Origin of the sequence: Microbispora triticiradicis (assembly GCF_005864065.1) — a bacterium.
Lineage (GTDB): Bacteria > Actinomycetota > Actinomycetes > Streptosporangiales > Streptosporangiaceae > Microbispora > Microbispora triticiradicis.
In genome coordinates, this window is record NZ_VANP01000027.1 from 1 (window position 1) to 22,040 (window position 22,040).

The following is a 22,040-nucleotide window of genomic DNA, read 5'->3' on the forward strand; positions in this document are numbered from 1 at the left end:
ACCCGGAAGTTAAGCCTACCAGCGCCGATGGTACTGCACCGGGGACGGTGTGGGAGAGTAGGACGCCGCCGGACAATTTTTTGAGGGGGGTCATCCCGTATGGGATGACCCCCCTTTTTTTGTGCCCCCGAGCCTTTTCTCTGGGCCAGCCGTCACGGTGTGTCCGGCCTGACCGCGGCCTTCAGCAGAGGTTCGACGCGGTAGGGGATCTGGGTCGACAGGGCGATCGTCGTGTCCGACCGCCGGACGGCCGGGGAGGCCAGGATCCGGGCGATGATCTCCTGTAGGTGCGGTGTGCTGTGGGCGACCACCCGGCACAGCAGATCGGCCTGCCCGCTCGTCCCGTACACCTCCAGGATCTCCGGGATCTCGGCCAGCGTGTGCACCGCCTCCGTCAGCCGGCCCTGCGCGATCTGCAGGGAGGCGAAGGCGAGGATGGGATAACCGATCTCCTCGGTCGCGATGGCGGGGCCGAAGTCCGTGATCACTCCACGCGCGGTCAGCTTCTCCACGCGCGCCTGCACGGTGCCCCGGGCTACGCCGAGCAGGCGGGCCAGTTCGGTGAGCCCGATGCGGGGATGGGCCCGCATGGTGGTCAGCAGCCGGCTGTCGAGCGCGTCGAGCATGCGCCGAGGGTACGCCCGGAGTGGGCGATTCGACCAGTGCGACGCTGCAGGAACGATCATTTTTGGGCGATTCGCCCACTACAACTGGTCACTCTTGCCACTGCATGGGTGACTTGCTGTCATATAGAAGTATGTTCGAGGAAGCGCAGTATTTCGCTCCGGTGGCGACGAAGGATGACGGTTCCGTCGTCGTCGAGCTGGCCACCAGCCACCCGGGGTTCGCGGACCAGGTCTACCGGGAGCGGCGCAACGCGATCGCGGCGCTGGCGCTCGGCCACACTCCCGGCGACCCGATTCCCGTCGCCGAGTACACCGACGAGGAGCACCACGTGTGGGCGCTCGTCACCAAGGAACTGGCGGTCAAGCACCACAAGTACGCGGTGCGCGAGTTTCTCCGCGCGGCGGAGCGGCTCGGGCTGCCCGAGCACCGCATCCCGCAGCTTCAGGAGGTCAGCGACCTCCTCCATCCGCTCACCGGATTCCGCTACCTGCCCGCCGCCGGGCTGGTGCCGCTCCGTGAGTTCTACGGCGTGCTGGCCGACGGCCTGTTCCACTCCACGCAGTACATCCGGCACCACTCGGTGCCCTTCTACACGCCGGAACCGGACGTCATCCACGAGGTGATCGGCCACGGCAACACCCTCGCCTCGCCCCGGTTCGCGGAGCTGTACCGGGCGGCCGGGCGGGCGGCGCGGCGGATGGAGACCACCGAGGCGCTGGAGTTCGTCTCCAAGGTGTTCTGGTTCACGCTGGAGTTCGGCGTCATGCGGGAGGACGGCGAGCTCAGGGCGTACGGCGCGGGGCTGCTGAGCTCGTACGGCGAGATCGAGGAGTTCCGCGGGATGGACATCCGGCCGCTCGACCTCGCCGCGATGGGCACCACAAAGTACGACATCACCAAGTATCAGGAGGTGCTCTTCGAGGCGGCCTCGTTCGACCACCTCGAAGACACCGTCGGGACGTTCTGGGACACCTGCGACGACGACGCCGTCACCCGCCTCCTGTCCGGGCGCCGGCCGTAAGGGCTCGTCCCAAGCTCAGGACGCGCCGACGATCAGCAGGGCGTCGCCGACTCCCCGCTCCACGCCGTCGGACGGGTGGTTGACGACCTTCTTGCCGATGACCATGGCGCTCGACCCGCCGCCGTCCAGGTTGATCGCGTCGCGCGCCCCGAGCCAGCGCATGAGCTCGGCCGCCTCGAAGAACGACGCGCCGATCGTGCCGCCGGGATCGCGGCCGTCCACGACCGCGATGACGAGCTTGCCGTTGCGGGTCACGCCGGCGAGCGTCCGGGGGTGACGGCGCAGGATCATGTTCGTGTTGGCCATGCCGTCCCGGCCTGGGGTGATCGTCGTCCTGCCCCCGCGGACCAGGCCCACCGCGCCGCCGATGATGTTCGTCTCCGGCGTCAGCGGGACGGCCTTCTTCGTCCGCAGGTCGGTGACCCGCGTCGTGACCTTGATCGTCGTTTCCTCGGTCACGTGCTCCGACAGCCAGTCGGCGCCCGCTCCGACGCCGTGCAGGACCCGCATGCCACGGGTGACCTTGCCGCCGGCGTCGCGGAGGGCCAGCACCTTGCCCGTCGCGTCGAGGACGGCCTCGATCCCGTCGTCCTTCGGGGTCTCCCGCCCGAGTTCCTCGGTGTAGAGGACGACCTCGTCCGGCTGCGGAACCCGGTTGAGGCCGGTCACCTGGACGGTCGCCCCGTCGGCCGCGCGGGCGACCACGGAGGAGGACAACTCGGTGACCCGGGCCGTACGGCCCTTCAGGACCAGGCCGACGCGGCCGGGGACCGCCTCGCTGAGCAGTTTGCCGCCCACGACCGAGATGCCGGTGGGGTCGCCGCGGAAGGCGGGGAGCGTGTGGATGTCGAAGAATCCGCCGTTCACCGCCGCCACGGCCTTGGCGGCGGTGGCCATCGCCGAGACCTTCTCCCGTTTCGCGACGCTCGTGCCCACCGAGGACCGGTAGGAGCCGCGGAAGGTGCGGGGATCGACCACGATGACCCGCACGCTCCAGGGGCCGGTCGTGACGAAGCCGTCGTCGCCCTGGAAGTCCACCTTCGTGTTCACGCCGGCGTCCTTGAGCTGCTTGACGACCTTGGCGGCCTCGGCCTTCTGGCTGAGCGGCCAGCCGCCGACGCGGACCATGTAGTAGTCGCCGGCGGGGAAGTCGGCCACCGCGGGCCGGGTGAACTTCACCACCGTGGGGGTGAACCCGGCGGCCTGCACGGCCTCGGCCTGGGCCTGCGCGTTGGACTCGGACATGAAGTCCTTGCCCGCAACGACGACGCTGACCGTGTACCCGTCCTTCGTGCTGCCGTGCCGGAGCGTGAAGTAGCTGATGCCGGGCCCGAGGCTCTTCGCCGCCGACTTCGGTATCCCTGGCGCGCCGAGGGGGAAGCTCGTCGTCGGCAGACCGGCGACGGGTTCGGCGGCTGCCGGGGCCGGAGGGATGGTCGTCGTCAGGGCCAGTACTGCGGCCCCGGCGATCAGGCGGCGTCTCATGCGGTTTACTCCCCATTGGTGATCCTTACGGGACCATCGTGGCGAGGCTGACGCCCGATGTGGAGGCGAACGCGCCAAAGGGCATCAAATTGCGACGTGAAGCCGTCGGCGCCGTCCGAGAAAATCGGACCAAAGGAACATTAGGCCCGAAATTTCGCGAAGGCGTCCGCCTGCGTTACGCGGGACCTCGGGAGGCGCGGGTGTCCATCTCCCGGGCCCGCTGGACGAACTCCTGCGCGGAGCGGGCCTCGATGTGGACGAGCAGCCCGTCGGGCCGCCGGAACATGCCCCAGTAGTGCGTGGTGGCCTGGCCCCACCAGATGGTCCAGCCGGGGAAACGCGCGGACAGGGCCCGTACCACCACGGCCGGGCTGATTCGGGGTTCGTTCGTCGTGGGCACGCTTCGAGATAAGCACGATTCGCTGCGTGATCGCGAGTGCGCGAACAGTAGCGGATGCGAAGTCTTACACGCGGGACGACATACCTACGCTTCGGTTGTGGCATCTCCACGGGCAGTTATCCACCGCGGGCCGGTGTGGCCGGATCGCGCTCAGCCGCCTTCGCGGCGGAAGGTCTCCAGGGCCAGCAGCGCGACGTGCAGCGACAGGCACGACTCGACGTCGTCGAGGTCGGTGTCGAGGACGCGCTCCAGCCGCCGCAGCCGGTCGTAGAAGGCGGGCCGGGACAGGTGGGCCCTCTGCGCGGCCACCGCCTTGTTGCGGCCCGAGTCGAGGTAGACGCGCAGGATCCTGGTCAGGTCGCCGTGCCGCTGCGCGTCGTGGGCGAGCAGGGTGCCGAGTTCGCGTTCGGCGAAGGTCTGGAGCCGCGCGTCGTCCCGCAGCAGGTGCAGCAGCCCGCGCAGCCGCAGATCGGGCAGGCGGTAGAACGGCCGCCCGTCGGGCTGGCGCACCGCGACCTCGGCGACCTGCTCGGCCTCCAGGAAGCTGCGCCGTACGTCCTTGATCGATTCCACGACGGAGCCGGCCGCGAGCACGAACGGGGTGACGAACCCGGCCCGCAGGCGCTCGGCCAGCGCGCCGAGCGCCGTCTCGGCGGCCGTACGGGGCGGCAGCGGCAGCAGCACTCCCACGCTGCTCTGGTCGAGCGCCCCCACCAGCGCGGGCAGCCTGGCCTCGCGGCAGGCGGCGGCGCCGGCCTCGGCCAGTTCGCCGAGCCTCGCCTGCTCACCCAGCGCGGTGCCGGCCGGGACAGTGCCGACCGGGGCCGGGCCGGCCGGGGAGGCCAGGCGGATGACGGCGCTCACCAGCCGGCGGCCGGTGAGCGGGACGCCGACGGCGCGGGCCCGCGCGGCGGCCTCGTCGGGGTCGGCGTAGGCGTGGGTGAGGATGCCGGTGAGTATCGTGCCGTGCGCCTGCCGCTCCAGGGACTCCTGGTGCCGCTCCAGCAGGCGGCTGAGCGCGAGGGTGGTCGCGGCGCGTTCGGCGAGCACGATGTCGCGGGGGCCGGGCGGGCCGTCGCACAGCAGGATGAGCCGTCCCCAGTCCTGGCCCCGGGCCCCGACCATCGTCACCAGCCATCCGGCGGCGGCGTCGTAGGCGGTCCGCTCGGACGGCATGACCGCGCGCGACCTGGCCTCCCAGTTGGCCAGCACGGTGCCGGTGTCGCCTCCGGCGGCGTCGCAGGCCAGCACCTGGTGGGCGAGGTTCTCCAGTAACGCCGGGCGGCCGGAGAACCGGACGACCTGGTTCAGCACCTCCCCCGGGGAGGCGCCCTCGACCGACAGCTCGGTGAAGACCTCGTGCAGCTGCTCCGAGGCCCGGAGCTCCTGGAGCTGGTCGTCGATGATCCGCGCGTGGACCGACTCGGTGATCTGCACGAAGGGCGTCTCGCGGGCCAGCGTGACGAGCGGCAGCCCGTGCTCCTCCGCGGCCCTGACCACCGCGGCCGGCAGCTCGCGGACGAACCGGCGGCCGAGTTCCACGATGAGGCCGGAGGCGCCCACCTCGGCCAGTTCGCCGACGTAGTCGGCCAGACTGCCGGGTTCTTCCGGCAGCGCCACCCCGGTCGTGAGGACGAGTTCGCCGCCGCGCAGCAGATGCGCGATGTCGTGGACCTCGCCGACGTGCACCCAGCGGACCCGGGTGTCGAGCCGGTCGCCGCCCGCCACCACCCGGGGTTTGCCGCGCCGCACCGTGTCCAGGGCGAGCACGTCGGCGACCGTGGGGAGCATGGTCCGAGGCTACCTGATCATTATGTAAGGATGACCCGCCCGAACATGACAGTATGCGGGCCCGGTGTCAGGAGCCGTCCGTCCTGTGCCTGTCCAGCCCGTCGAGCAGGGCGGTCAGCCCGAACTCGAAGGCGAGCCGGCGGGCGACGAGGGGGTCGTAGGCCATGTTGCTGTAGCTGCTGAAGCGCTCCAGCAGGTTGGGCCGGTCGGCCACGGCCTTCATCAGGATCGGGTCGACCGCGGCCTGCAGGTCGGCGACGCTCTGACCGGAGTTCTCCAGCGTGCCGAGGAAGGCGACCTCGGGAATCGTGGCGCCGAGCGTGTACGACACGACGGCCGTGCAGGCGTAGTCCACGTCGACGCCCTGGAAGCCGGCGCGGACGAACGCGCCCATCAGCCGGTCGGCGGCGGTGAGCGCGTTCGGCCCGAGCGCGGGGACCACCCCGATCAGGCCGGCGCTCCAGGGGTGGGCGAAGACCGCCCCCCGCATGCCGTACGCGAAGACTCTGGTGGTCTCCCGCCAGTCCGCGTCCTCCGGCAGCACGACGGCGGCGTAGACCTCGTCCATGACCAGCTCGATCAGCTCGTCCTTGTTCGCCACGTGCCAGTAGAGGCTGGTCGCCCCGGCGCCCAGGCGGGCGCCCAGCTTGCGCATGCTGAGCGCGTCGAGGCCCTCGGCGTCGAGCAGCTCCACGGCCGCGCGGACGATCTGGTCGCGGCTGAGGCCCTGCTCGCGCGTTCCCCTGCGCTCGCGGGTCCAGACGGAGGAGAACGGCTTCGGTGACACGGCCCCACGATATTCGCTCGCACGGTGTTCGATGCAGTCGTACAGTGTGCGAGACAACTCGCACACTGTACGAGGAGATAGACATGTCCCATCCTCGCCGATGGTGGATCCTCGGGGTCCTGTGCCTGAGCCTGCTGACTCTGGTCGTGGACAACACCGTGCTCAACCTCGCGATCCCGTCGCTCATGCGCGATCTCGGCGCCACCCCGCAGGACGTGCAGTGGATCATCGACGCGTACGTCCTGGTCTTCGCGGGGCTGCTGCTCACCGCGGGCAGCCTGTCCGACCGGTACGGCAGGCGGCGGATGCTCGTGATCGGCCTGGCGTTCTTCGGCGGAGCCTCGCTGGCCGCCACCCTGGCCACCGAGCCCTGGCAGCTCGTGGGGGCCCGCGCGCTCATGGGCGTCGGCGGCTCCTGCGTCATGCCGTCCACCCTGTCGATCCTGATCACCGTCTTCGACGAGAGCGAGCGGCGCAAGGCCATCGCGGTGTGGAGTTCTGTCGCCATGGTGGGCGTCGTCGCCGGTCCCACGCTCGGCGGGTTCCTGCTCCGGCACTACTACTGGGGATCGGTCTTCCTGCTCAACGTGCCGATCGCGATCCTGGCGATCGTCGCCGCCGTCACGCTCATGCCCGAGACGTACGGCGTCGCGCGGCGGGCGGACCCGCTCGGCGTGATCCTGTCCGTCGCGGGGATGGGCGGCCTGGTCTGGGCCGTCATCTCGGCGCCGGGAGGCCGCCTCGACCCGGTGGTCGTCGTGGTCTCGGCGCTCGCCCTGGCGGCGTTCGTGCTGTGGGAGCGCCGCAACCCGCACCCGATGCTGCCGCTCGGCCTGTTCCGCGACCGCTCGTTCAGCGGCGCGTGCTTCTCCGTCGTGCTGCTGTCGTTCGGGGCGGGGGCGCTGATGCTGGCCCTCACGCAGTATCTGCAGTTCGTCCTCGGCTACGACCCGCTGACCGCCGGGTTCGCGCTGCTGCCGTACGTCGTGGCGGCGGCGCTCTTCAACGGCCTGGGCGCGGCGCTCGGCAAGAAGGTGAGCAACCGGACGCTGATCGTCGCGGGCCTCGTCGTGATGGCCGCCGGGTTCGCGCTGCTGTCCACGCTCACCGACGGGTACGGCACGATGATCGCCGGCCTGCTGGTGATGGGGGTCGGCGGCGGACTGGCCGGCCCGGCGGCGTACGCCACGCTGATGGGCGCGGTGCCCCCCGACCACGCCGGGGTGGGCTCGGCGCTCAACGACACGGTGCAGCAGGTCGGTATGGCGCTGAGCGTGGCGGTGCTCGGCAGCGTGCTCGCCGCGGCCTACACCTCGGCCATGCCGGCATCGGCTCCGGCGGCGGCGCGCGAGTCGATCGGCGCCGCGGTGACCCTGGGCGATCCCTCGGTGGCCGCCGCCGGACGTGCGGCGTTCGTGTCGGCGATGTCCGCGGGCTCGTGGGTCGGGGCGGGCTGCTCTCTCGCGGCGGCCCTGGTCGCGCTGCTGGTCCTGCGCCGGAAGGCCGCCGCTCCCGCCGCCGGCGCGGAACCGGTGACGGCAGGCACTGTGTAAGCGGATTTCGGATTGTCCCGACAGGCTGACGGGTGAGCCTCCGCCCGTCAGCCGGGATACTCAGTACATGTCGGATCTTCTCGCGCGCCATCGCGCGGTCATGCCCAGCTGGATGGCCCTCTACTACAACGAGCCCATCGAGATCGTCGGCGGCAAGGGGAACCGGGTCGTCGACGCGGACGGGAAGAGCTACCTCGACTTCTTCGCCGGGATCCTGACCAACATGATCGGGTACGACGTGCCCGAGGTGCGGGAGGCCGTCGAGCGCCAGCTCGCCACCGGCGTCGTCCACACCTCGACGCTGTACCTCCTCCGGACCCAGGTCGAGCTGGCCGAGAAGATCGCCCGCCTGTCGGGCATCCCGGACGCCAAGGTCTTCTTCACCAACTCCGGCACCGAGGCCAACGAGACGGCCCTGCTGCTGGCCACCTACGCCCGCGGCTCCGACCAGGTGCTCGCGATGCGGCAGAGCTACCACGGCCGGTCGTTCGGCGCGATCAGCATCACCTCCAACCGCGCCTGGAAGAACAACTCGCTGTCGCCGCTCAACGTGCACTTCCTGCACGGCGCCGACCGCCACCTCACGCAGTTCCGCGGCATGTCGGACGCCGACTACATCGCCGCCTGCGTGGACGACCTGCGCCACGTGCTCGCCACCGCCGTCGCCGGGAACGTCGCCGCGCTGATCGCCGAGCCCATCCAGGGCGTGGGCGGCTTCACCGCGGCCCCCGACGGGCTGTTCGCCGCGTACAAGGAGGTCCTCGACGAGGAAGGCATCCTGTTCGTCAGCGACGAGGTGCAGACCGGCTGGGGCCGTACGGGCTCGGCGTTCTTCGGCATCCACAACCACGGCATGACGCCGGACATGATGACCTTCGCCAAGGGGCTCGGCAACGGCTTCGCGGTCGGCGGCGTCGTCGCGCGCGGCGACCTCATGGACGGCCCGCACGCCATCGGCCTGTCGACCTTCGGCGGCAACCCGATCTCGATGGCGGCGGCCAACGCGACGCTCGACTACGTGCTCGACCACGATCTGCAGGCCAACGCGGCGCGCACCGGCGACATCCTGATCTCCGGGCTGCGCGAGGCGGCCGGGCGGCTGTCCGTCGTGGGCGACGTCCGGGGCCGCGGCCTGATGTTCGCCGTCGACCTGGTCGACCCCGCCACCGGAGCGCCGGGCCCCGCGCTGGCCGCCCGCTTCATGGAGGAGACCAAGAAGCTCGGCCTGCTCGCCGGCAAGGGCGGCCTGTACGGGAGCACCCTGCGCATGGCCCCGCCGCTCACCCTCACCGAGGACGAGGCCCGCGAGGGCCTGGGCATCCTCGTCACCGCTCTGGAGACCGTCGACGATGAAGCACGTTGACCACTGGATCGGAGGCGTCCTCACCGGCGAGGGCGCCCGTACGGCCCAGCTGTTCGATCCGGCGACGGGCGAGGTGAGCGGCCAGGTGGCGCTCGCCTCCGTCGAGGAGGTCGACGCGGCCGTGGACGCGGCCGCGCGGGCCTTCCCCGCCTGGCGGGACGCCTCGCTGGTCAAGCGCACGCAGGTGCTGTTCCGGTTCCGCGAGCTGATGGACGCGCACCGCGACGAACTGGCCGCGCTGATCACCGCCGAGCACGGCAAGGTCCACTCCGACGCGCTGGGCGAGGTGGCCCGCGGCCTGGAGGTCGTGGAGTTCGCCTGCGGCATTCCCCACCTGCTCAAGGGCGGCTACTCGGAGAACGTCTCGACCCGCGTCGACTCCTACTCGATCCGCCAGCCGCTCGGGGTGGTCGCGGGCATCACTCCGTTCAACTTCCCGGCCATGGTGCCGATGTGGATGTTCCCGGTGGCCATCGCCTGCGGGAACACGTTCGTGCTCAAGCCCTCGGAGCGCGACCCCTCGGCGTCGCTGCTCATGGCCGACCTCTGGCGGCGGGCGGGGCTGCCGGACGGCGTGTTCAACGTCGTCCAGGGCGACAAGGTCGCGGTCGACCGGCTGCTGGAGCATCCGGCCGTACGGGCGGTGTCGTTCGTCGGCTCCACACCGATCGCCAGGTACGTGTACGAGACCGGGACGGCCCACGGCAAGCGGGTGCAGGCCCTCGGCGGCGCCAAGAACCACATGCTCGTGCTGCCCGACGCCGATCTCGACCTGGTCGCCGACTCGGCCGCCTCGGCGGGCTTCGGCTCGGCGGGGGAGCGGTGCATGGCGATCTCCGTGGTGCTCGCCGTCGACCCGGTCGGCGACGCCCTGGTCGAGAAGATCGTGTCGCGGGTGCGCGACCTGACCGTCGGCCCCGGCACCGACCCCGAGTCGCAGATGGGCCCGCTGGTCACCGCGGCGCACCGCGACAAGGTGGAGTCGTACCTCGACCTCGGCGTCGAGGAGGGGGCCAAGCTCGTGGTCGACGGCCGGGAGACCCCGGTGCGCGGGGACCGGGGGAACGGCTTCTGGCTCGGCCCCACCGTGCTCGACCACGTGCCGCCGAACTCCCGCGTGCACCGCGAGGAGATCTTCGGTCCGGTGCTGTCGATCGTGCGGGTCCGCTCGTACGAGGAGGGACTGGAGCTGATCAACACCGGCGAGTACGGCAACGGCACGGCGATCTTCACCAACGACGGCGGCGCGGCCCGGCGCTTCCAGAACGAGGTGGAGGTCGGCATGGTCGGCATCAACGTGCCGATCCCGGTGCCGATGGCGTTCTACAGCTTCGGCGGCTGGAAGGCCTCGCTGTTCGGCGACACGCACGTGCACGGCACCGAGGGGGTCCACTTCTACACCCGGGGCAAGGTCGTAACCTCCCGGTGGCTCGACCCCTCCCACGGCGGGGTGAACCTGGGATTCCCCACCAACGGCTGAGATCCGCACCGTGGACCACGCCCGGCCTGTCCGGGCGCGGCCGGTGGGCGACCGCCTGACCGATGCGCGGAACCCGCTACCGGGAGATCAGGCCGGGAAGCCGCATGCGGGGAAGCGCCAGAGCTGCAGCAGAGCTTTCGGCACGCCCCCCTCCACACAGCCGCCGGTGTCGCCGCGGTACTCCCAGCCATGGTTACCGCGCTTGCGCCAGATGTGCGGCCCGTCCTGATAGCTCACCGGGTCACCCTTGACCCCGACGCTGCCGATGGCCCAGTAAACGTCCTTCGCGGCGGAGGCTCCCCTGATCTTCCCGTAGTAGACGTGCTTCGGTCCGTCCACCCTGCCGCGGGTGCCGGGATGGCCCTGCCCGTAGTACTGCTTGTAGAAGGCGTCGGCGAGCTGGTGCCGGGTCCGCTCCGTCAGCCGGAGGTTGACCGCTTTGCCGCGCGCGCTGTGCGCCTGTCCCGTCGCCCGCGGCAGCGGTGTGGCGGCCACCGCCGGAAGAGCGGCGGTCAGTGTGATCGCCGCCGTCGCGGCGGCCGGCAGAGCGGCTGTCCATCTGGTCACGTTCCATCACTTCCCTCACCGCGCCGACAGGCCGTACGAGCGGAAGCACGCGCGACGTGCCCTCCGGCGGCGTTGCAGGAGTCCGGTGACGAGTGCGGTCAGGTCTCCCGCTCGTGCCGGTGGGCGAGGTGGCTTGGTGAGGAGCGCCGCCAAGGTGGCGATGAAACTCTCCCGTGCGTACGGCGCCTGCCCTTCCAGGGCGTAGTAGAGGGTCGCGCCGAATGACCACAGGTCTGATCCCACGCTCGCCTGCCGGCCCTGGGCGATCTCGGGGGCCAGATATGCGGGCGACCCCATGAATTCGCCCGCCCGGGTGAGTGTGTGGGCGCCCTCGAAGGTGGCGATGCCGAAATCGGTCAGGACGGCCCGTCCATCGGCGGTGATCAGGACATTGCTCGGCTTCACGTCGCGATGCAGGATCCCGCATCGGTGAATGGCGTCGAGAGCCTCCAGAATTTCCAGGCCCATCGTCGCCGCTCGATCCGGTTCCATGGGGCCGGCGTCCCGGACGACATGGTCGAGAGACCGCGCGGGCACGTACTCCATGACGATCCAGGGATCATCGTCATGATTGACCACGTCGTAGACGGTCACGACACCAGGATGGCGAATGCGGGCCATCGCCTGTGCTTCCCGCTCCATGCGCAGCCGGAGCATCGAGATCTCGGCGGTGGCGAGGGAATCCGGAGGATGGATCTGCTTGAGCGCCACGGTCCGGCCGAGTCGTTCGTCAAGGCCGCGCCAGACCGTGCCCATGCCGCCACGCCCGAGGACGGCGAGAAGGCGGTATCTGTCCGCCACGACATATCCGGGCTCTGTCGCCATTCAGGGAAGATACCGTCGCTCAGCCGAGCGCGACAGATTGTGTACGCGACGCGGCGGGCGATCCCGTGATATCCCACGCGGGCGATCAAGGCGGGCGATTGAGCGGCCTTGTGCGGGCGATGGTACGCGGCGTGGCGCGCCGCCGTCGCCCGCGGCCCGCGCGGGCGCGGGCCGTTCCCCGGGCCGTCCCGGGGGGCCGGGCCAGTAGGCTCGGGACGTCCGTCTCTTCCCTGGGGGTCGTGCGTGCGCCGTACACACGTGGCCGTGGCGGTGGTGTCCGCCGGGCTGCTCACCGCCTGCGGCAGCCGTTCCGCGCCGGGGACGGAGACGGTCACGCCGGGGGCCTCCGCGGCGGCCGCGTCGGCGACGGCCTCCAGCGGCCCCGGCCCGTCCGCTCCGGCCGCCACGCCCACGCCCACACCCGCGGCCTCGCTCGGGCCGGGCGAGGGAACGGTCAGCGTGGTCGCGCTCGACGGGTACGCCGAGTGGGGCGGCGTCGATCCCAAGGTGAAGTGGATCGGCACGTTCGAGAAGGAGACGGGCTGCAAGGTCAGCCTCCGGATCTACGACCCCCGCCAGGAGGAGAAGCCGGGCGACTTCGCGCCGGCGTCCTTCGACGTGGTCTCCGCGACGCCGGAGGTGGGCGGCAGGCTGATGGCGGAGGGCAAGGCCGCCCCGCTCAACACCACCCTGCTCACGGGCTACGACAAGATCCCCAAGCGGCTGCGCACGCTGCCCTCGGTGACCCGTGGCGAGCAGGTGTACGGCGTGCCGTACGTCTGGGCGACCAACGAGGTCCTCTACGACTCCGGCAAGGTCCGCTCGGCCGGACCGGAGTCGTTGTTCGAGGACAAGGGGCCGGTGATGTTCCGCGACCGCCCGCTGACGCTGGCGGACGCCGCGCTGGTGCTCAAGGAGCGCGGCGCCGACATCGAGGACCCGTTCGACCTCACCGACGAGCAGCTCGACGCCGCCGCCGAGCTGTTCCGCTCGGGCGACGAGGGCGGCCGTCTCTTCTGGCACGACCCCATCGAGGTCGTCCAGGCCTTCGCGACCGGGTCCGTACGGCTCGCGCAGGCCACGCCGTACCACGCGGACGTGCTCAGCCACGGGCGCAAGCCCGTCAAGGTGGCGGGGGACCGGCCGGTGACCGGCTGGGCCGACTCCTGGATGCTGTCGGCGGGCGCCCCTCACCCGTCGTGCGCGTACAAGTGGCTCGACTTCACCGCCTCGGCCGACGTGCAGCGGAAGGTGTCGGCCTGGATGGGCCTCGCCCCGGCCAACCCCGAGGCGTGCACCGGCGCGGCCCGCCGGATCTGCGCCGACTACGAGGTCGGAGAGCCCAGGGCGTTCAAGGACGTCTACTTCGCCGTGCGCCCGGAGGCGTACGACAAGTGGGTGGAGCGCTGGTCACGCATCGCGCCGTGACCGTTCGCGTACGCGGAGGGCTTTGCGGGCCCCGATTTTGTCGGTGGCGGCGGAAAGAATCGGCGTGTGGATGTCGGGGGCGCGAGCTCCGCTCCGGCTCCTCAGTGAGTGCCGCCCATGGCGGTCCCACCGAGACGAAGAAGGACACGACGATGACGCTCGCATATGCTCCCTCCCTCACCGGCGAGATCGTGCTGCCCGGTGACGACGCGTACGAGACCCTGCGCCGGACCTCCGGCGGCACCGGCAGCCCCGCGTACATCGTGCGCTGCCGCGACGCGGAGGAGGTCGCGCAGGCCGTGCGGTTCGCGACGGAGGAGGGCCTGACGCTGTCGGTGCGCAGCGGCGGGCACCACGGCGCGGGGTTCGGCACCAACGACGGCGGGCTGGTCATCGACCTTGGGCTCATCGACGGTGTTGAGGTGTTCGGCGGCCTGGACGACATCGTGCGGATCGGCGCCGGTGCGCGCTGGGGCGAGGTGGCCCGCGCGCTCGCGCCGTACGGCCTGGCCGTCTCCTCGGGAGACACCGCGGCGGTGGGTGTCGGCGGGCTGATGCTCGGCGGCGGCATCGGCTGGATGGTGCGCAAGCACGGCCTGGCCCTGGACCATCTCGTCGCCGCGGAAGTGGTGACCGCCGACGGCCGGATCGTCCGGGCGAGCGCGACTGAGCACCCCGACCTGTTCTGGGCGATCCGCGGCGGCGGCGGCAACTTCGGCGTGGTGACCACGTTCGAGGTCGCCGCCACGCGGGAGCGGGAGGTGACCTTCGCCCGGATCGTCTATCCGGCGAGCCAGGCGGCCCGGGTGCTCAGGAGCTGGCGCGACGTCATGCGGTCGGCGGGCGACGAGCTCACGTCCACCGCGCAGCTGTCTCCCGCGTCCGGCGACGACGCCCCGCCCACGGTGGTGATCACCGCCTGCCAGGCCGGCGGCGACCACGACGCCGTGGAGCCTCTCACCCGGCTCGGCGACGCCCTCAGCGTGGACGTCGCGGTCCAGCCGTACGCGGACCTGCTGGTGGAGACCCCGCCGGGACCGCGGCCGGCCTGGCACGCGCAGTTGCGCAACCGGTTCGCCCGGTCCTGCACCGACGAGCTGATCGACACGCTCGTGTCGCACGTGGGCGGCATCCCGATGACGGTGGTGGAGTTGCGCGCGCTCGGCGGGGCGATGGGCCGCGTGCCGGCCGGGGCCACCGCCTTCGCCCACCGGGACGCCGAGGTCCTGCTGACCACGGTCGTCCTGGGCGGCCAGGCGGAGCACGCGCCGGTCCGGGAGAACCTCGAAGCCCTGTGGCGCGGGCTGGCTCCCCACACCGGCGGGGCGTACGGCAACTTCCTGAGCGAGCCGTCGAAGGACGACGTGGCCGCCGTCTACCCGGCCCGCACCCGCGAGCGGCTCGCGGCCGTCAAGCGCCTCTATGACCCCGCGAACCTGTTCGACCAGAACATCAACGTCGGTCCGGAAGGGAGCCGCTGACAGGCGCGATGGTCAGGACATGGCCGCCCGGGAGCGGCGGGGCAGCGGCACCTTGCCCTCGGGCGCGGGCAGCAGGGCCTCGGCGCAGTCGTCGCAGGCGTGTACGGGGGCGTTGTCGGGCAGCATCCCGACCTTGACCCGGGGGCGGGGCCACTTCTTGTGGCAGACGACACAGGCGTCGCCGTCGCGCTGCGTGGTGGTCAGACCGGCAGGGTCGAACGTCAGCATGAGCCGCTCGGCGCCGTTCGGGTTCCAGCTCATCAAAGTCCCCCCTCGATCGCCTATCGGAACCGTTATAACGCGGTTACCCTTCGTGATCGGCGCGAGTCGGGCCAAGTGATGGTTAAATCCAGGCATAACGCAAGCCGTACGACAACAAAAGGGACACCCTGGATGATAACGGGTGCCCCTTTTGATCCGTTTGAAACGGCTAATCGATGCTGAGTGCCTTCTCCAGGATGGAGAGGCCCTCCTCCAGCAGGTGGTCGGGGATGACCAGCGGCGGCAGGAAGCGCAGCACGTTGCCGTAGGTCCCGGCGGTGAGTGCGAGAAGTCCCTGCTCATGGCACTTGCGTGCGATCTCGCCGGCCGGGTAGGGCTCCTTGGTGCCGGGGACCACGAGTTCGATCGCGATCATCGCGCCGCGCCCGCGCACGTCGCCGATGACGGGGTTGCGCTCCTGGATGGCCCGGAGACGGGGAAGCATGACCTCGCCGATGTGCCGGGCCCGCTCGACGAGCTTCTCCTCCTCGATGGTCTCCAGCACGCCCAGGGCCGCCTCACAGGCGAGGGGGTTGCCGCCGTACGTGCCGCCGAGCCCGCCGGTGTGGACGTGGTCGAGCAGGTCGGCCCTGCCGGTCACGGCCGCCAGCGGGAGGCCGCCGGCGATGCCCTTGGCGGTGCAGATGATGTCCGGGACGATGCCCTCGTCCTCGCAGGCGAACAGGTGGCCGGTCCGGGCGAAGCCCGTCTGGACCTCGTCGGCGATGAAGACGATGCCGTTGGCCCGGCAGTACTCCACGATCTTCGGCAGGAACCCGCGGGCCGGCTCGATGAACCCGCCCTCGCCCGCGATCGGCTCGATGAGCACCGCCGCGACGTTCTCCGCGCCGACCTGCTTGTTGATCATGTCGATCGCCTGCGCCGCGGCCTCCTCGGCGCAGTTCTCCGGCCCGGTGGGCCAGCGGAACGGGTAGGCGAGCGGCACCCGGTACACCTCAGGCGCGAACGGGCCGAATCCGTGCTTGTACGGCATGCTCTTGGCCGTCAGCGACATCGTGAGCAGCGTGCGGCCGTGGTAGCCGTGGTCGAACACGACGACCGCCTGCCTGCCGGTGGCGTGCCGGGCGACCTTGACCGCGTTCTCGACGGCCTCCGCGCCGCTGTTCACCAGGAACGTGCGCTTGTCGTGGTCACCGGGGGTCAGGTCGTTGAGTTTCTCGCAGACCGCCACGTACGACTCGTACGGCGCGACCATGAAGCAGGTGTGGGTGAAGTCGGCGACCTGCTTCCGCACCCGCTCGACCACGCGCGGCGCGGCGTTGCCGACGTTGGTCACGGCGATGCCCGAGCCGAAGTCGATCAGCGAGTTGCCGTCCGCGTCGACGATCACACCGCCGCCCGCGTGGGTCACGAAGACGGGCAGGGTGGTGCCGATGCCCGGAGGCACGGCCGACTGCTTGCGCGCGAACAGTTCGCGGGACCGCGGGCCGGGGATCTCGGTGACGAGGCGGCGCTCCTGGGGGAGCTGCGGGCCGCCGTGCGTGGTCGCAGTGCTCATGTCTGAGACGCTACGGCTACCGCCACCACCCGCCGATATGCCGCTATGTCAGAATGTAGGCGCACTTTTGGCCGGTGCGCACAAGCCGCCGGGGAGGGGGCCGTGGCACCCACACTGCGCCGGATCACGGCGATCGTACCGCTCCACCTGGAGGTTCTCGCCGGGAGGAGCGGGCTCGACCGGCCCGTGCGATGGGTCGCCGTGAGCGAACTGGAGGACCCCACCCCGTTCCTCGAAGGCGGGGAACTCGTGCTCACCACCGGCATGCGCCTGTCCGGCGCCGACGCGGGCCCGTACGTCTCCCGGCTCGTGGCCCGGGGCGTCACGGGGCTGGGGTTCGGCGTGGGGCTGAGCCACGACGTCGTCCCGCCGGCGTTCGCCGAGGCGGCCGAGTCGGCCGGGCTGCCGCTGGTCGAGGTGCCGAGAGACACCCCCTTCATCGCGATCGGCAAGGCCGTCAGCGACCTGCTGGCGGGGGAGCAGTACGAGGAGATCAGCCGCGCCTTCGCCGCGCAGGGCCGGCTGACCCGCGCCGCCCTGCGGCGCCGAGGGCCGGTGGCGGTGGTGGACCGGCTGGCCAGGGAGATCGGCGGCTGGGTACTGCTGCTCGACCCCTCCGGCGGGGTACGGCACGCCGCCGACGCGACCGGCCGCGCGGGTCAGGACGGCCCGGTGGAGGACTGGGCGCGGGAGACGGCCCGGTCGCTGGAGCCCGAGATCGCCCGGCTGCGGAGCGCGCCGTCCCCGGCGAGTCTCGCGCTGGCCACCCCGGACGAGCACGTCGTCGTCCAGCCGCTGGGCCGCCGGGGATTCTTCGCGGTGGGCTCCCCGCGGCCGTTCTCGCCCATCGCGCACACGGTCGTCAACGCGGCTGGGTCCCTGCTGACGCTCGCCCTGGAACAGGGCAGGGAGCAGCGGGCCGCCGCGGCGCAGGTGCGCGCCGCGGTGCTGCGGCTGCTGCTGGCCGGTGAGACCGGCGCCGCGGCGCGGACGCTGGCGGCCCTGGGCATGCGGCTGCCCGCCGAGCCGGTCACGGTCCTGGTCTGCCAGACCTCCGATCCGGACGCGCTGACCGAGGCGCTGAGCGGCGCGGCGCCCGCCTGTTTCACCGCTCCCTGGGAGGGCCTGCTCGTCGTCCCGGCTCCGGACGCGTACGCGGAGGAGGTCATCGCGCTGGCCGCACGCTACGGCCGGGTCGGCGCCGGCGCGCCCGGCGTGGACCTGTCGTCGGGACAAGGCGTGCGGGTCGGCCCGGGCGGCGCGGAGGCGGAGGCCGTGGGCGCCGCACCCGCGGCCGGAGGCGGGCCCCGGCTGGGCCTGGCCGTGGACCTGGCCGTCGGGCTGGACCAGGCCCGCCGGGCGCTCGCCTCGGCCTCGCCGGTGGCACGGTTCACCGAACTCGCCGGTCAGGGGCTGCTGTCGCTGCTGGATCCGGACGCCGCGGCGTCGTTCGCCGCCGCGATCCTCGCGCCGCTGCGCGAGTACGGCTCCCGGGCCGACCTCGTCGAGTCGCTGCGTGCCTATCTGGCGAGCAACGGGCACTGGGACGCAGCCGCGCAGCGTCTCGGCGTGCACCGGCACACGCTGCGATACCGCATGAAGCGGGTGAGCGAGTTGCTCGGGCGCGACCTCGACGACCCCGCCGTACGCGCCGAACTCTGGATCGCGCTGAGCCTGTGACGGCGCGTGTCCAACCGTGGCGGGTCAGGCCTCGGGGCGGGCGATGAACGCGCGGATGGCCGCGGTCGTCACGATCTCGTAGGTCTTGCCGTCCGGCAGGTGCCCGGCACGTTCCAGACTGAGCGCGCCCTGCGCCGCCGCCCACAGCGTGTCGGCGACTTTCCGGGGCTGGGTCGGCACGAGGCGGCCGGCGGAGATGCAGTCGGCGATCACCCGGTCGACGATGTTGAGCGCGGCCCTCGCCAGGGTGCGGGCGCGCTCGCTCGGCACGAACCCGGGGATGGCCCGCTCGAACATCAGGCTGTAGTAGCCGGGCTCGGACAGCGCGGCCTCGCGGTAGGCGGGACCCAGCAGGCTGAGGTGCTCCATCGGGTCGGCGCGGTGCGGCACGGCCTCCAGCCTGCGGCGGAACCGTTCGAAGCCCTCCAGGTAGAGCGCCTCGGCCAGGCCTTCCTTGCTGCCGAACATCGTGTAGATCAGCTGGGTGGAGCAGCCGGCCTCGGACGCGATCCTGCGTACGGTGAGGCTCTCCGGGCCCGCGGAGGCGAGCAGGTCGTTGGCGACATCGAGAAGGCGGGTGCGCAACTCGTCGTAATTGCTCCGATGGCCGCGTGCGTAGGCACCCTGAAGACCGAGCGGCGCCGGCGTACCCATCAGCGACGAGCCCTTCTGATTGTGGGGGTCCCGCGACAGACCCGGAAGATGACTTAACCATGCCGCTCGGCTTTCAAACCGCCGAGAAACAGAAAACATCATGAAATCGCCGCGCATCTGTGACATCCCGCCGGAGTTGTCCACGATGGCGCGCCGGAGAACGGCGATTGGCCTGTCCGGAGTAGAGCCGGGTTCCGTCAGCGGTCATAGCGTGAAGACATGGACGTGAGCCGCACTTCCGATCCCCGCCCCTTCTGGCTCGCCGGTTGTCCCGCCACGGGAGACGCCGAGCAGACCGTGACCAACCCGCACGACGGAAGGGTCGTCGGCGTCCATTCGGTCCCGACGCCCGACCAGGTCGAGCAGGCCGTCGCCGCCGCGCACGCGGTGCGCGGACAGGCCGCCGCGCTGCCCATCCACGTACGCGCCGAGGCGCTGGCCCACGTGGCCCGGCGGCTGAGCGAGCGCGCCGAGGAGATCGCCCAGCTGATCAGCGCCGAGAACGGCAAGCCGATCTTCTGGGCCCGGGGCGAGGTCGGCCGGGCCGTCTCCACCTTCCGCTTCGGCGCCGAGGAGGCCCGCCGGTTCAGCGGCGACGTGCAGCGGCTCGACACCGAGCCCGCGGCGCAGGGACGGCTCGCCTACGTCTCCCGGGTGCCGTACGGACCGGTGCTGGCGATCACGCCCTTCAACTTCCCGCTCAACCTGGTGGCGCACAAGGTCGCCCCGGCCATCGCCGTGGGCGCGCCGATCGTGGTCAAGCCCGCCCCCGCGACCCCGCTGTCGGCGCTCGTGCTCGGTGAGATCCTCGCCGAGACCGACCTGCCGGAGGGCGTGTTCTCCGTGCTGCCGGTGCCCAACGACCGGGCCGCCTCGCTGGTGGAGGACCCCCGCCTGCCGGTCGTCTCCTTCACCGGCTCGGGGCCGGTCGGCTACTCCATCCTGGACAGCGTGCCGCGCAAGCACGTCACGCTCGAACTCGGCGGCAACGCCGCCGCGGTCGTGCTCGCCGACGCCGACCTCGACTGGGCGGCGAGCCGGGTGGCGCTGTTCTCCAACTACCAGGCGGGCCAGAGCTGCATCGCGGTGCAGCGCGTGATCGTGGAGGACTCGGTCGCCGACGCCTTCACCGAGAAGCTGGTCGGCGCCGTCGGCGGCCTCGTGACCGGCGACCCGGCCGACGAGAAGACGCAGGTCGGTCCGCTCGTCAGCGAGGACGCCGCGATCCGCGTCGAGAAGTGGGTCGACGAGGCCGTGGCGGCCGGGGCGCGCCTGCTGGCGGGCGGCACCCGCGACGGCGCGACCATCGCCCCCACCGTGCTGGCCGACGTCCCCGCCGGCGCGAAGGTCACCTGCGAGGAGGTCTTCGGGCCGGTCATGACCGTGCAGCGGGTGGCCTCCGTCGACGAGGCGTTCGCCCTGGTCAACGACTCCCGGTACGGCCTGCAGGCGGGGGTCTTCACCCGCAGCCTCGACGTCGCCTTCCGGGCCAACCGGGAGCTCGAGGTCGGCGGCGTCGTCATCGGCGACGTGCCGTCGTACCGGGCCGACCAGATGCCGTACGGCGGGGTGAAGGAGTCGGGCGTGGGCCGCGAGGGGCTGCGCTCGGCCATGGAGGACCTCACCTACGAGAAGGTCATGGTGCTCACCGGTCTCACCCTGTAGAACCACGCGTCCGAGGGCCCGGGGGACCACCGTCCCCCGGGCCCCTCGTCGTGGGAGCCCCGGCGGCCTCAGAGAAGACTCAGCGCCTTGGCGAGGCCGGGGTCGCGGCCCTTGGCCAGGTCGAGGGCCGTCATGGGGGCGTAGTGGTCGGCGGGGACCCCGACGGTGTCGATGATCTCCCGGGCCGGCCCGAGGTGCCGGACCTTGGGCAGCAGCAGCACACTGCCGTCGTCGAGGAGGTACGCCTCGGACGGGCCGGAGACGACCCCCGCGGTGCGGGTCCCGACGAGGATGCCCAGGCCGTTGTCCTTCACGGCCCCGCTGAAGTCCTCGCAGGCCGAGGCGCACGCGCGGTCGGTGAGCACGACCAGGCGCAACCCGAGCAGCGGGACGGAGTCGTCGGTGCGGTTGGCCGTGCAGTCACCCTTCAGAGGGCAGAAGTAACTGGTCACCTTGCCGTGGGCGAACGCGCCGAGCAGCCGCGTCACCTCGCGCGGCGACCCGCCGCCGTTGCCGCGTAGGTCGAGGACCGCCGCCTTCGGCGTGCTCTTCAACGCGGCGATGACCTGGTCGGCCACGCCCTGGAAGAACCCGGGCACCTTGACGTAGGTGACGCCGCCGGGGAGCGTCTTCGACGTCACCGCCCGCTTCTGCTCCTCGACGGGACCCTCCGTGAGCTTCACGGTCCGGACGCGTCCCGTCGTGGGCCGCTTCAGCGTGAGCCGCACGGTGCCGGAGGCGAACGTGTCGACGAGGCTCTGGTTCACCTTCTCCCCGATGAACGCCGGTATGCCGTTCACCTTCTCGACGATGTCGCCGGGCCGGATGCCGGCCCTCTCCGCCGGGCTGCCGGGCAGGACGCGGGTGACGAACAGCGGCGGCCGGGCGGCCGGGTCCAGCCGCCCGCCCTGCGCGGCCGACAGGCCGGCGATGCCGGTCCCCACCGGTCCGTCCTCCGACGGGGGAGTGATCCTCTCCACCCGGGCGTGGTTGTCGTGCAGCCCGGCGACCATGCCGGTGATCGCGGCCCCCAGGGCTCGTGGATCCCCGGTGCCGAGCATCTCCGCGACGGCGGCCCAGTCGGCGTCGCGGTCCCCGGTCAGGGCGGGCAGGCGGAGGCCCGGCGCGTCCGCCCCCCGCCTGACCAGGTCCTGGGTGTACGCGGCGAGGGCGTCCCGCAGCAGGACCTTCGAATCCAGCACGGGCCCGCTGTAGTAGTTGTCCAGCACGCACTCGTACGCCTGCCGGAGCGTGTTCACCGTCGTCGGCGACGAGGACGTGGGCGGGGGTCCAGACGGCGTGGCGCATCGTCCGCCGTCGGCGGCGGTCGCGGGGGACGACCCCGGAGCCAGGGCACAGGCCGCCAGCAGGACGGCGGAGCAGAACGTTCTGATCATGTCGTCAGCGTGGCCGGGAGTGGGTTTCAGGACCGTGAACGAGATCGTTAACGCCG

At 71.6% G+C, this 22,040-nt stretch carries 19 protein-coding genes and 1 rRNA gene; 9 read left to right on the plus strand and 11 right to left on the minus strand.

Annotation, left to right across the window (positions count from 1 at the left end; all coding sequences use genetic code 11):
* A 5S ribosomal RNA gene (rrf, locus tag FED44_RS38650) occupies positions 1 to 74 on the plus strand; the annotation flags it as partial.
* Between the two features lie 78 nt (positions 75 to 152).
* On the opposite strand, the gene FED44_RS35000 is transcribed toward rrf, so the two are convergent.
* Positions 153 to 626: an Lrp/AsnC family transcriptional regulator gene (locus FED44_RS35000; protein ID WP_111699293.1), complete on the minus strand. Its 474-nt coding sequence runs from the start codon at positions 624 to 626 to the stop codon at positions 153 to 155.
* 104 nt (positions 627 to 730) lie between these two features.
* Here FED44_RS35000 and FED44_RS35005 point away from each other — a divergent pair, with 104 nt between their 5' ends.
* Complete coding sequence (locus FED44_RS35005; protein WP_244302535.1) at positions 731 to 1,648, plus strand: phenylalanine 4-monooxygenase; 918 nt, start codon at positions 731 to 733, stop codon at positions 1,646 to 1,648.
* Positions 1,649 to 1,663: 15 nt separating this feature from the next.
* Here FED44_RS35005 and FED44_RS35010 read toward each other — a convergent pair whose 3' ends face one another.
* From FED44_RS35010 to FED44_RS35025, 4 genes are all read right to left on the minus strand, one after another.
* A complete protein-coding gene (locus tag FED44_RS35010; RefSeq protein ID WP_138463348.1) occupies positions 1,664 to 3,133 on the minus strand; it encodes a phosphodiester glycosidase family protein in 1,470 nt (489 codons plus the stop codon).
* A 175-nt stretch (positions 3,134 to 3,308) separates the two neighbouring features.
* Complete coding sequence (locus FED44_RS35015; protein ID WP_138463349.1) at positions 3,309 to 3,533, minus strand: hypothetical protein; 225 nt, start codon at positions 3,531 to 3,533, stop codon at positions 3,309 to 3,311.
* Between the two features lie 150 nt (positions 3,534 to 3,683).
* A complete protein-coding gene (locus tag FED44_RS35020) occupies positions 3,684 to 5,324 on the minus strand; it encodes a PucR family transcriptional regulator (RefSeq protein ID WP_138463350.1) in 1,641 nt (546 codons plus the stop codon).
* 67 nt (positions 5,325 to 5,391) lie between these two features.
* Positions 5,392 to 6,111: a TetR/AcrR family transcriptional regulator C-terminal domain-containing protein gene (locus FED44_RS35025; protein WP_138463351.1), complete on the minus strand. Its 720-nt coding sequence runs from the start codon at positions 6,109 to 6,111 to the stop codon at positions 5,392 to 5,394.
* 83 nt (positions 6,112 to 6,194) lie between these two features.
* Between FED44_RS35025 and FED44_RS35030 the strand changes: the two genes are divergently transcribed.
* The 3 genes from FED44_RS35030 to FED44_RS35040 all read left to right on the plus strand — a co-directional run bounded on the left by FED44_RS35030 (position 6,195) and on the right by FED44_RS35040 (position 10,507).
* Positions 6,195 to 7,664 (plus strand): MFS transporter, encoded by a 1,470-nt coding sequence (locus FED44_RS35030; protein ID WP_138463352.1) that lies wholly within the window; start codon positions 6,195 to 6,197, stop codon positions 7,662 to 7,664.
* Between the two features lie 67 nt (positions 7,665 to 7,731).
* Positions 7,732 to 9,027: an aspartate aminotransferase family protein gene (locus tag FED44_RS35035; protein ID WP_138463353.1), complete on the plus strand. Its 1,296-nt coding sequence runs from the start codon at positions 7,732 to 7,734 to the stop codon at positions 9,025 to 9,027.
* Positions 9,014 to 10,507: a CoA-acylating methylmalonate-semialdehyde dehydrogenase gene (locus FED44_RS35040; RefSeq protein WP_138463354.1), complete on the plus strand. Its 1,494-nt coding sequence runs from the start codon at positions 9,014 to 9,016 to the stop codon at positions 10,505 to 10,507. The genes FED44_RS35035 and FED44_RS35040 overlap by 14 nt, the downstream gene beginning before the upstream one ends.
* 87 nt (positions 10,508 to 10,594) lie before the next feature.
* On the opposite strand, the gene FED44_RS35045 is transcribed toward FED44_RS35040, so the two are convergent.
* Both FED44_RS35045 and FED44_RS35050 read right to left on the minus strand, forming a co-directional pair.
* Entirely contained in the window at positions 10,595 to 11,074 is a 480-nt protein-coding gene (locus FED44_RS35045) for a hypothetical protein (protein WP_138463355.1), read from the minus strand.
* A 15-nt stretch (positions 11,075 to 11,089) separates the two neighbouring features.
* Positions 11,090 to 11,899: a serine/threonine-protein kinase gene (locus tag FED44_RS35050; RefSeq protein WP_138463356.1), complete on the minus strand. Its 810-nt coding sequence runs from the start codon at positions 11,897 to 11,899 to the stop codon at positions 11,090 to 11,092.
* Between the two features lie 243 nt (positions 11,900 to 12,142).
* On the opposite strand from FED44_RS35050, the gene FED44_RS35055 reads away from it, so the two are divergent.
* Together FED44_RS35055 and FED44_RS35060 are read left to right on the plus strand one after the other, a co-directional pair.
* Positions 12,143 to 13,327, plus strand: a complete 1,185-nt coding sequence (locus FED44_RS35055; protein ID WP_138463357.1) for an extracellular solute-binding protein — start codon at positions 12,143 to 12,145, stop codon at positions 13,325 to 13,327.
* 152 nt (positions 13,328 to 13,479) lie between these two features.
* Complete coding sequence (locus FED44_RS35060) at positions 13,480 to 14,808, plus strand: FAD-binding oxidoreductase (protein WP_138463358.1); 1,329 nt, start codon at positions 13,480 to 13,482, stop codon at positions 14,806 to 14,808.
* Positions 14,809 to 14,820: 12 nt separating this feature from the next.
* On the opposite strand, the gene FED44_RS35065 is transcribed toward FED44_RS35060, so the two are convergent.
* Together FED44_RS35065 and gabT are read right to left on the minus strand one after the other, a co-directional pair.
* Complete coding sequence (locus FED44_RS35065; RefSeq protein ID WP_111699306.1) at positions 14,821 to 15,069, minus strand: hypothetical protein; 249 nt, start codon at positions 15,067 to 15,069, stop codon at positions 14,821 to 14,823.
* A 169-nt stretch (positions 15,070 to 15,238) separates the two neighbouring features.
* Positions 15,239 to 16,588 carry a 4-aminobutyrate--2-oxoglutarate transaminase gene (gene gabT, locus FED44_RS35070; protein ID WP_138463359.1) on the minus strand — a complete coding sequence of 450 codons (1,350 nt, stop codon included), beginning with the start codon at positions 16,586 to 16,588 and terminating at the stop codon, positions 15,239 to 15,241.
* Between the two features lie 102 nt (positions 16,589 to 16,690).
* Here gabT and FED44_RS35075 point away from each other — a divergent pair, with 102 nt between their 5' ends.
* Complete coding sequence (locus FED44_RS35075) at positions 16,691 to 18,268, plus strand: PucR family transcriptional regulator (RefSeq protein ID WP_244302536.1); 1,578 nt, start codon at positions 16,691 to 16,693, stop codon at positions 18,266 to 18,268.
* 24 nt (positions 18,269 to 18,292) lie between these two features.
* Here the strand turns inward: FED44_RS35075 and FED44_RS35080 are convergent, their stop codons facing one another.
* A complete protein-coding gene (locus FED44_RS35080; RefSeq protein ID WP_244302538.1) occupies positions 18,293 to 18,853 on the minus strand; it encodes a TetR/AcrR family transcriptional regulator in 561 nt (186 codons plus the stop codon).
* A gap of 288 nt (positions 18,854 to 19,141) precedes the next feature.
* Between FED44_RS35080 and FED44_RS35085 the strand changes: the two genes are divergently transcribed.
* Positions 19,142 to 20,587: an aldehyde dehydrogenase family protein gene (locus FED44_RS35085; protein WP_138463362.1), complete on the plus strand. Its 1,446-nt coding sequence runs from the start codon at positions 19,142 to 19,144 to the stop codon at positions 20,585 to 20,587.
* Positions 20,588 to 20,655: 68 nt separating this feature from the next.
* On the opposite strand, the gene FED44_RS35090 is transcribed toward FED44_RS35085, so the two are convergent.
* Positions 20,656 to 21,984, minus strand: a complete 1,329-nt coding sequence (locus tag FED44_RS35090; protein ID WP_138463363.1) for a S41 family peptidase — start codon at positions 21,982 to 21,984, stop codon at positions 20,656 to 20,658.
* Positions 21,985 to 22,040: the final 56 nt, after the last annotated feature.

Bases quoted from the DNA above. Each gene is read 5' to 3' on its own strand.
- FED44_RS35010 (WP_138463348.1), bottom strand. From the start codon at position 3,133: ATGAGACGCCGCCTGATCGCCGGGGCCGCAGTACTGGCCCTGACGACG.
- FED44_RS35030 (WP_138463352.1), top strand. From the start codon at position 6,195: ATGTCCCATCCTCGCCGATGGTGGATCCTCGGGGTCCTGTGCCTGAGC.
- FED44_RS35085 (WP_138463362.1), top strand. From the start codon at position 19,142: ATGGACGTGAGCCGCACTTCCGATCCCCGCCCCTTCTGGCTCGCCGGT.
- FED44_RS35040 (WP_138463354.1), top strand. From the start codon at position 9,014: ATGAAGCACGTTGACCACTGGATCGGAGGCGTCCTCACCGGCGAGGGC.
- FED44_RS35020 (WP_138463350.1), bottom strand. From the start codon at position 5,324: ATGCTCCCCACGGTCGCCGACGTGCTCGCCCTGGACACGGTGCGGCGC.
- FED44_RS35005 (WP_244302535.1), top strand. From the start codon at position 731: ATGGGTGACTTGCTGTCATATAGAAGTATGTTCGAGGAAGCGCAGTAT.
- FED44_RS35050 (WP_138463356.1), bottom strand. From the start codon at position 11,899: ATGGCGACAGAGCCCGGATATGTCGTGGCGGACAGATACCGCCTTCTC.
- FED44_RS35065 (WP_111699306.1), bottom strand. From the start codon at position 15,069: ATGAGCTGGAACCCGAACGGCGCCGAGCGGCTCATGCTGACGTTCGAC.
- FED44_RS35000 (WP_111699293.1), bottom strand. From the start codon at position 626: ATGCTCGACGCGCTCGACAGCCGGCTGCTGACCACCATGCGGGCCCAT.
- FED44_RS35060 (WP_138463358.1), top strand. From the start codon at position 13,480: ATGACGCTCGCATATGCTCCCTCCCTCACCGGCGAGATCGTGCTGCCC.
- gabT (WP_138463359.1), bottom strand. From the start codon at position 16,588: ATGAGCACTGCGACCACGCACGGCGGCCCGCAGCTCCCCCAGGAGCGC.
- FED44_RS35035 (WP_138463353.1), top strand. From the start codon at position 7,732: ATGTCGGATCTTCTCGCGCGCCATCGCGCGGTCATGCCCAGCTGGATG.
- FED44_RS35090 (WP_138463363.1), bottom strand. From the start codon at position 21,984: ATGATCAGAACGTTCTGCTCCGCCGTCCTGCTGGCGGCCTGTGCCCTG.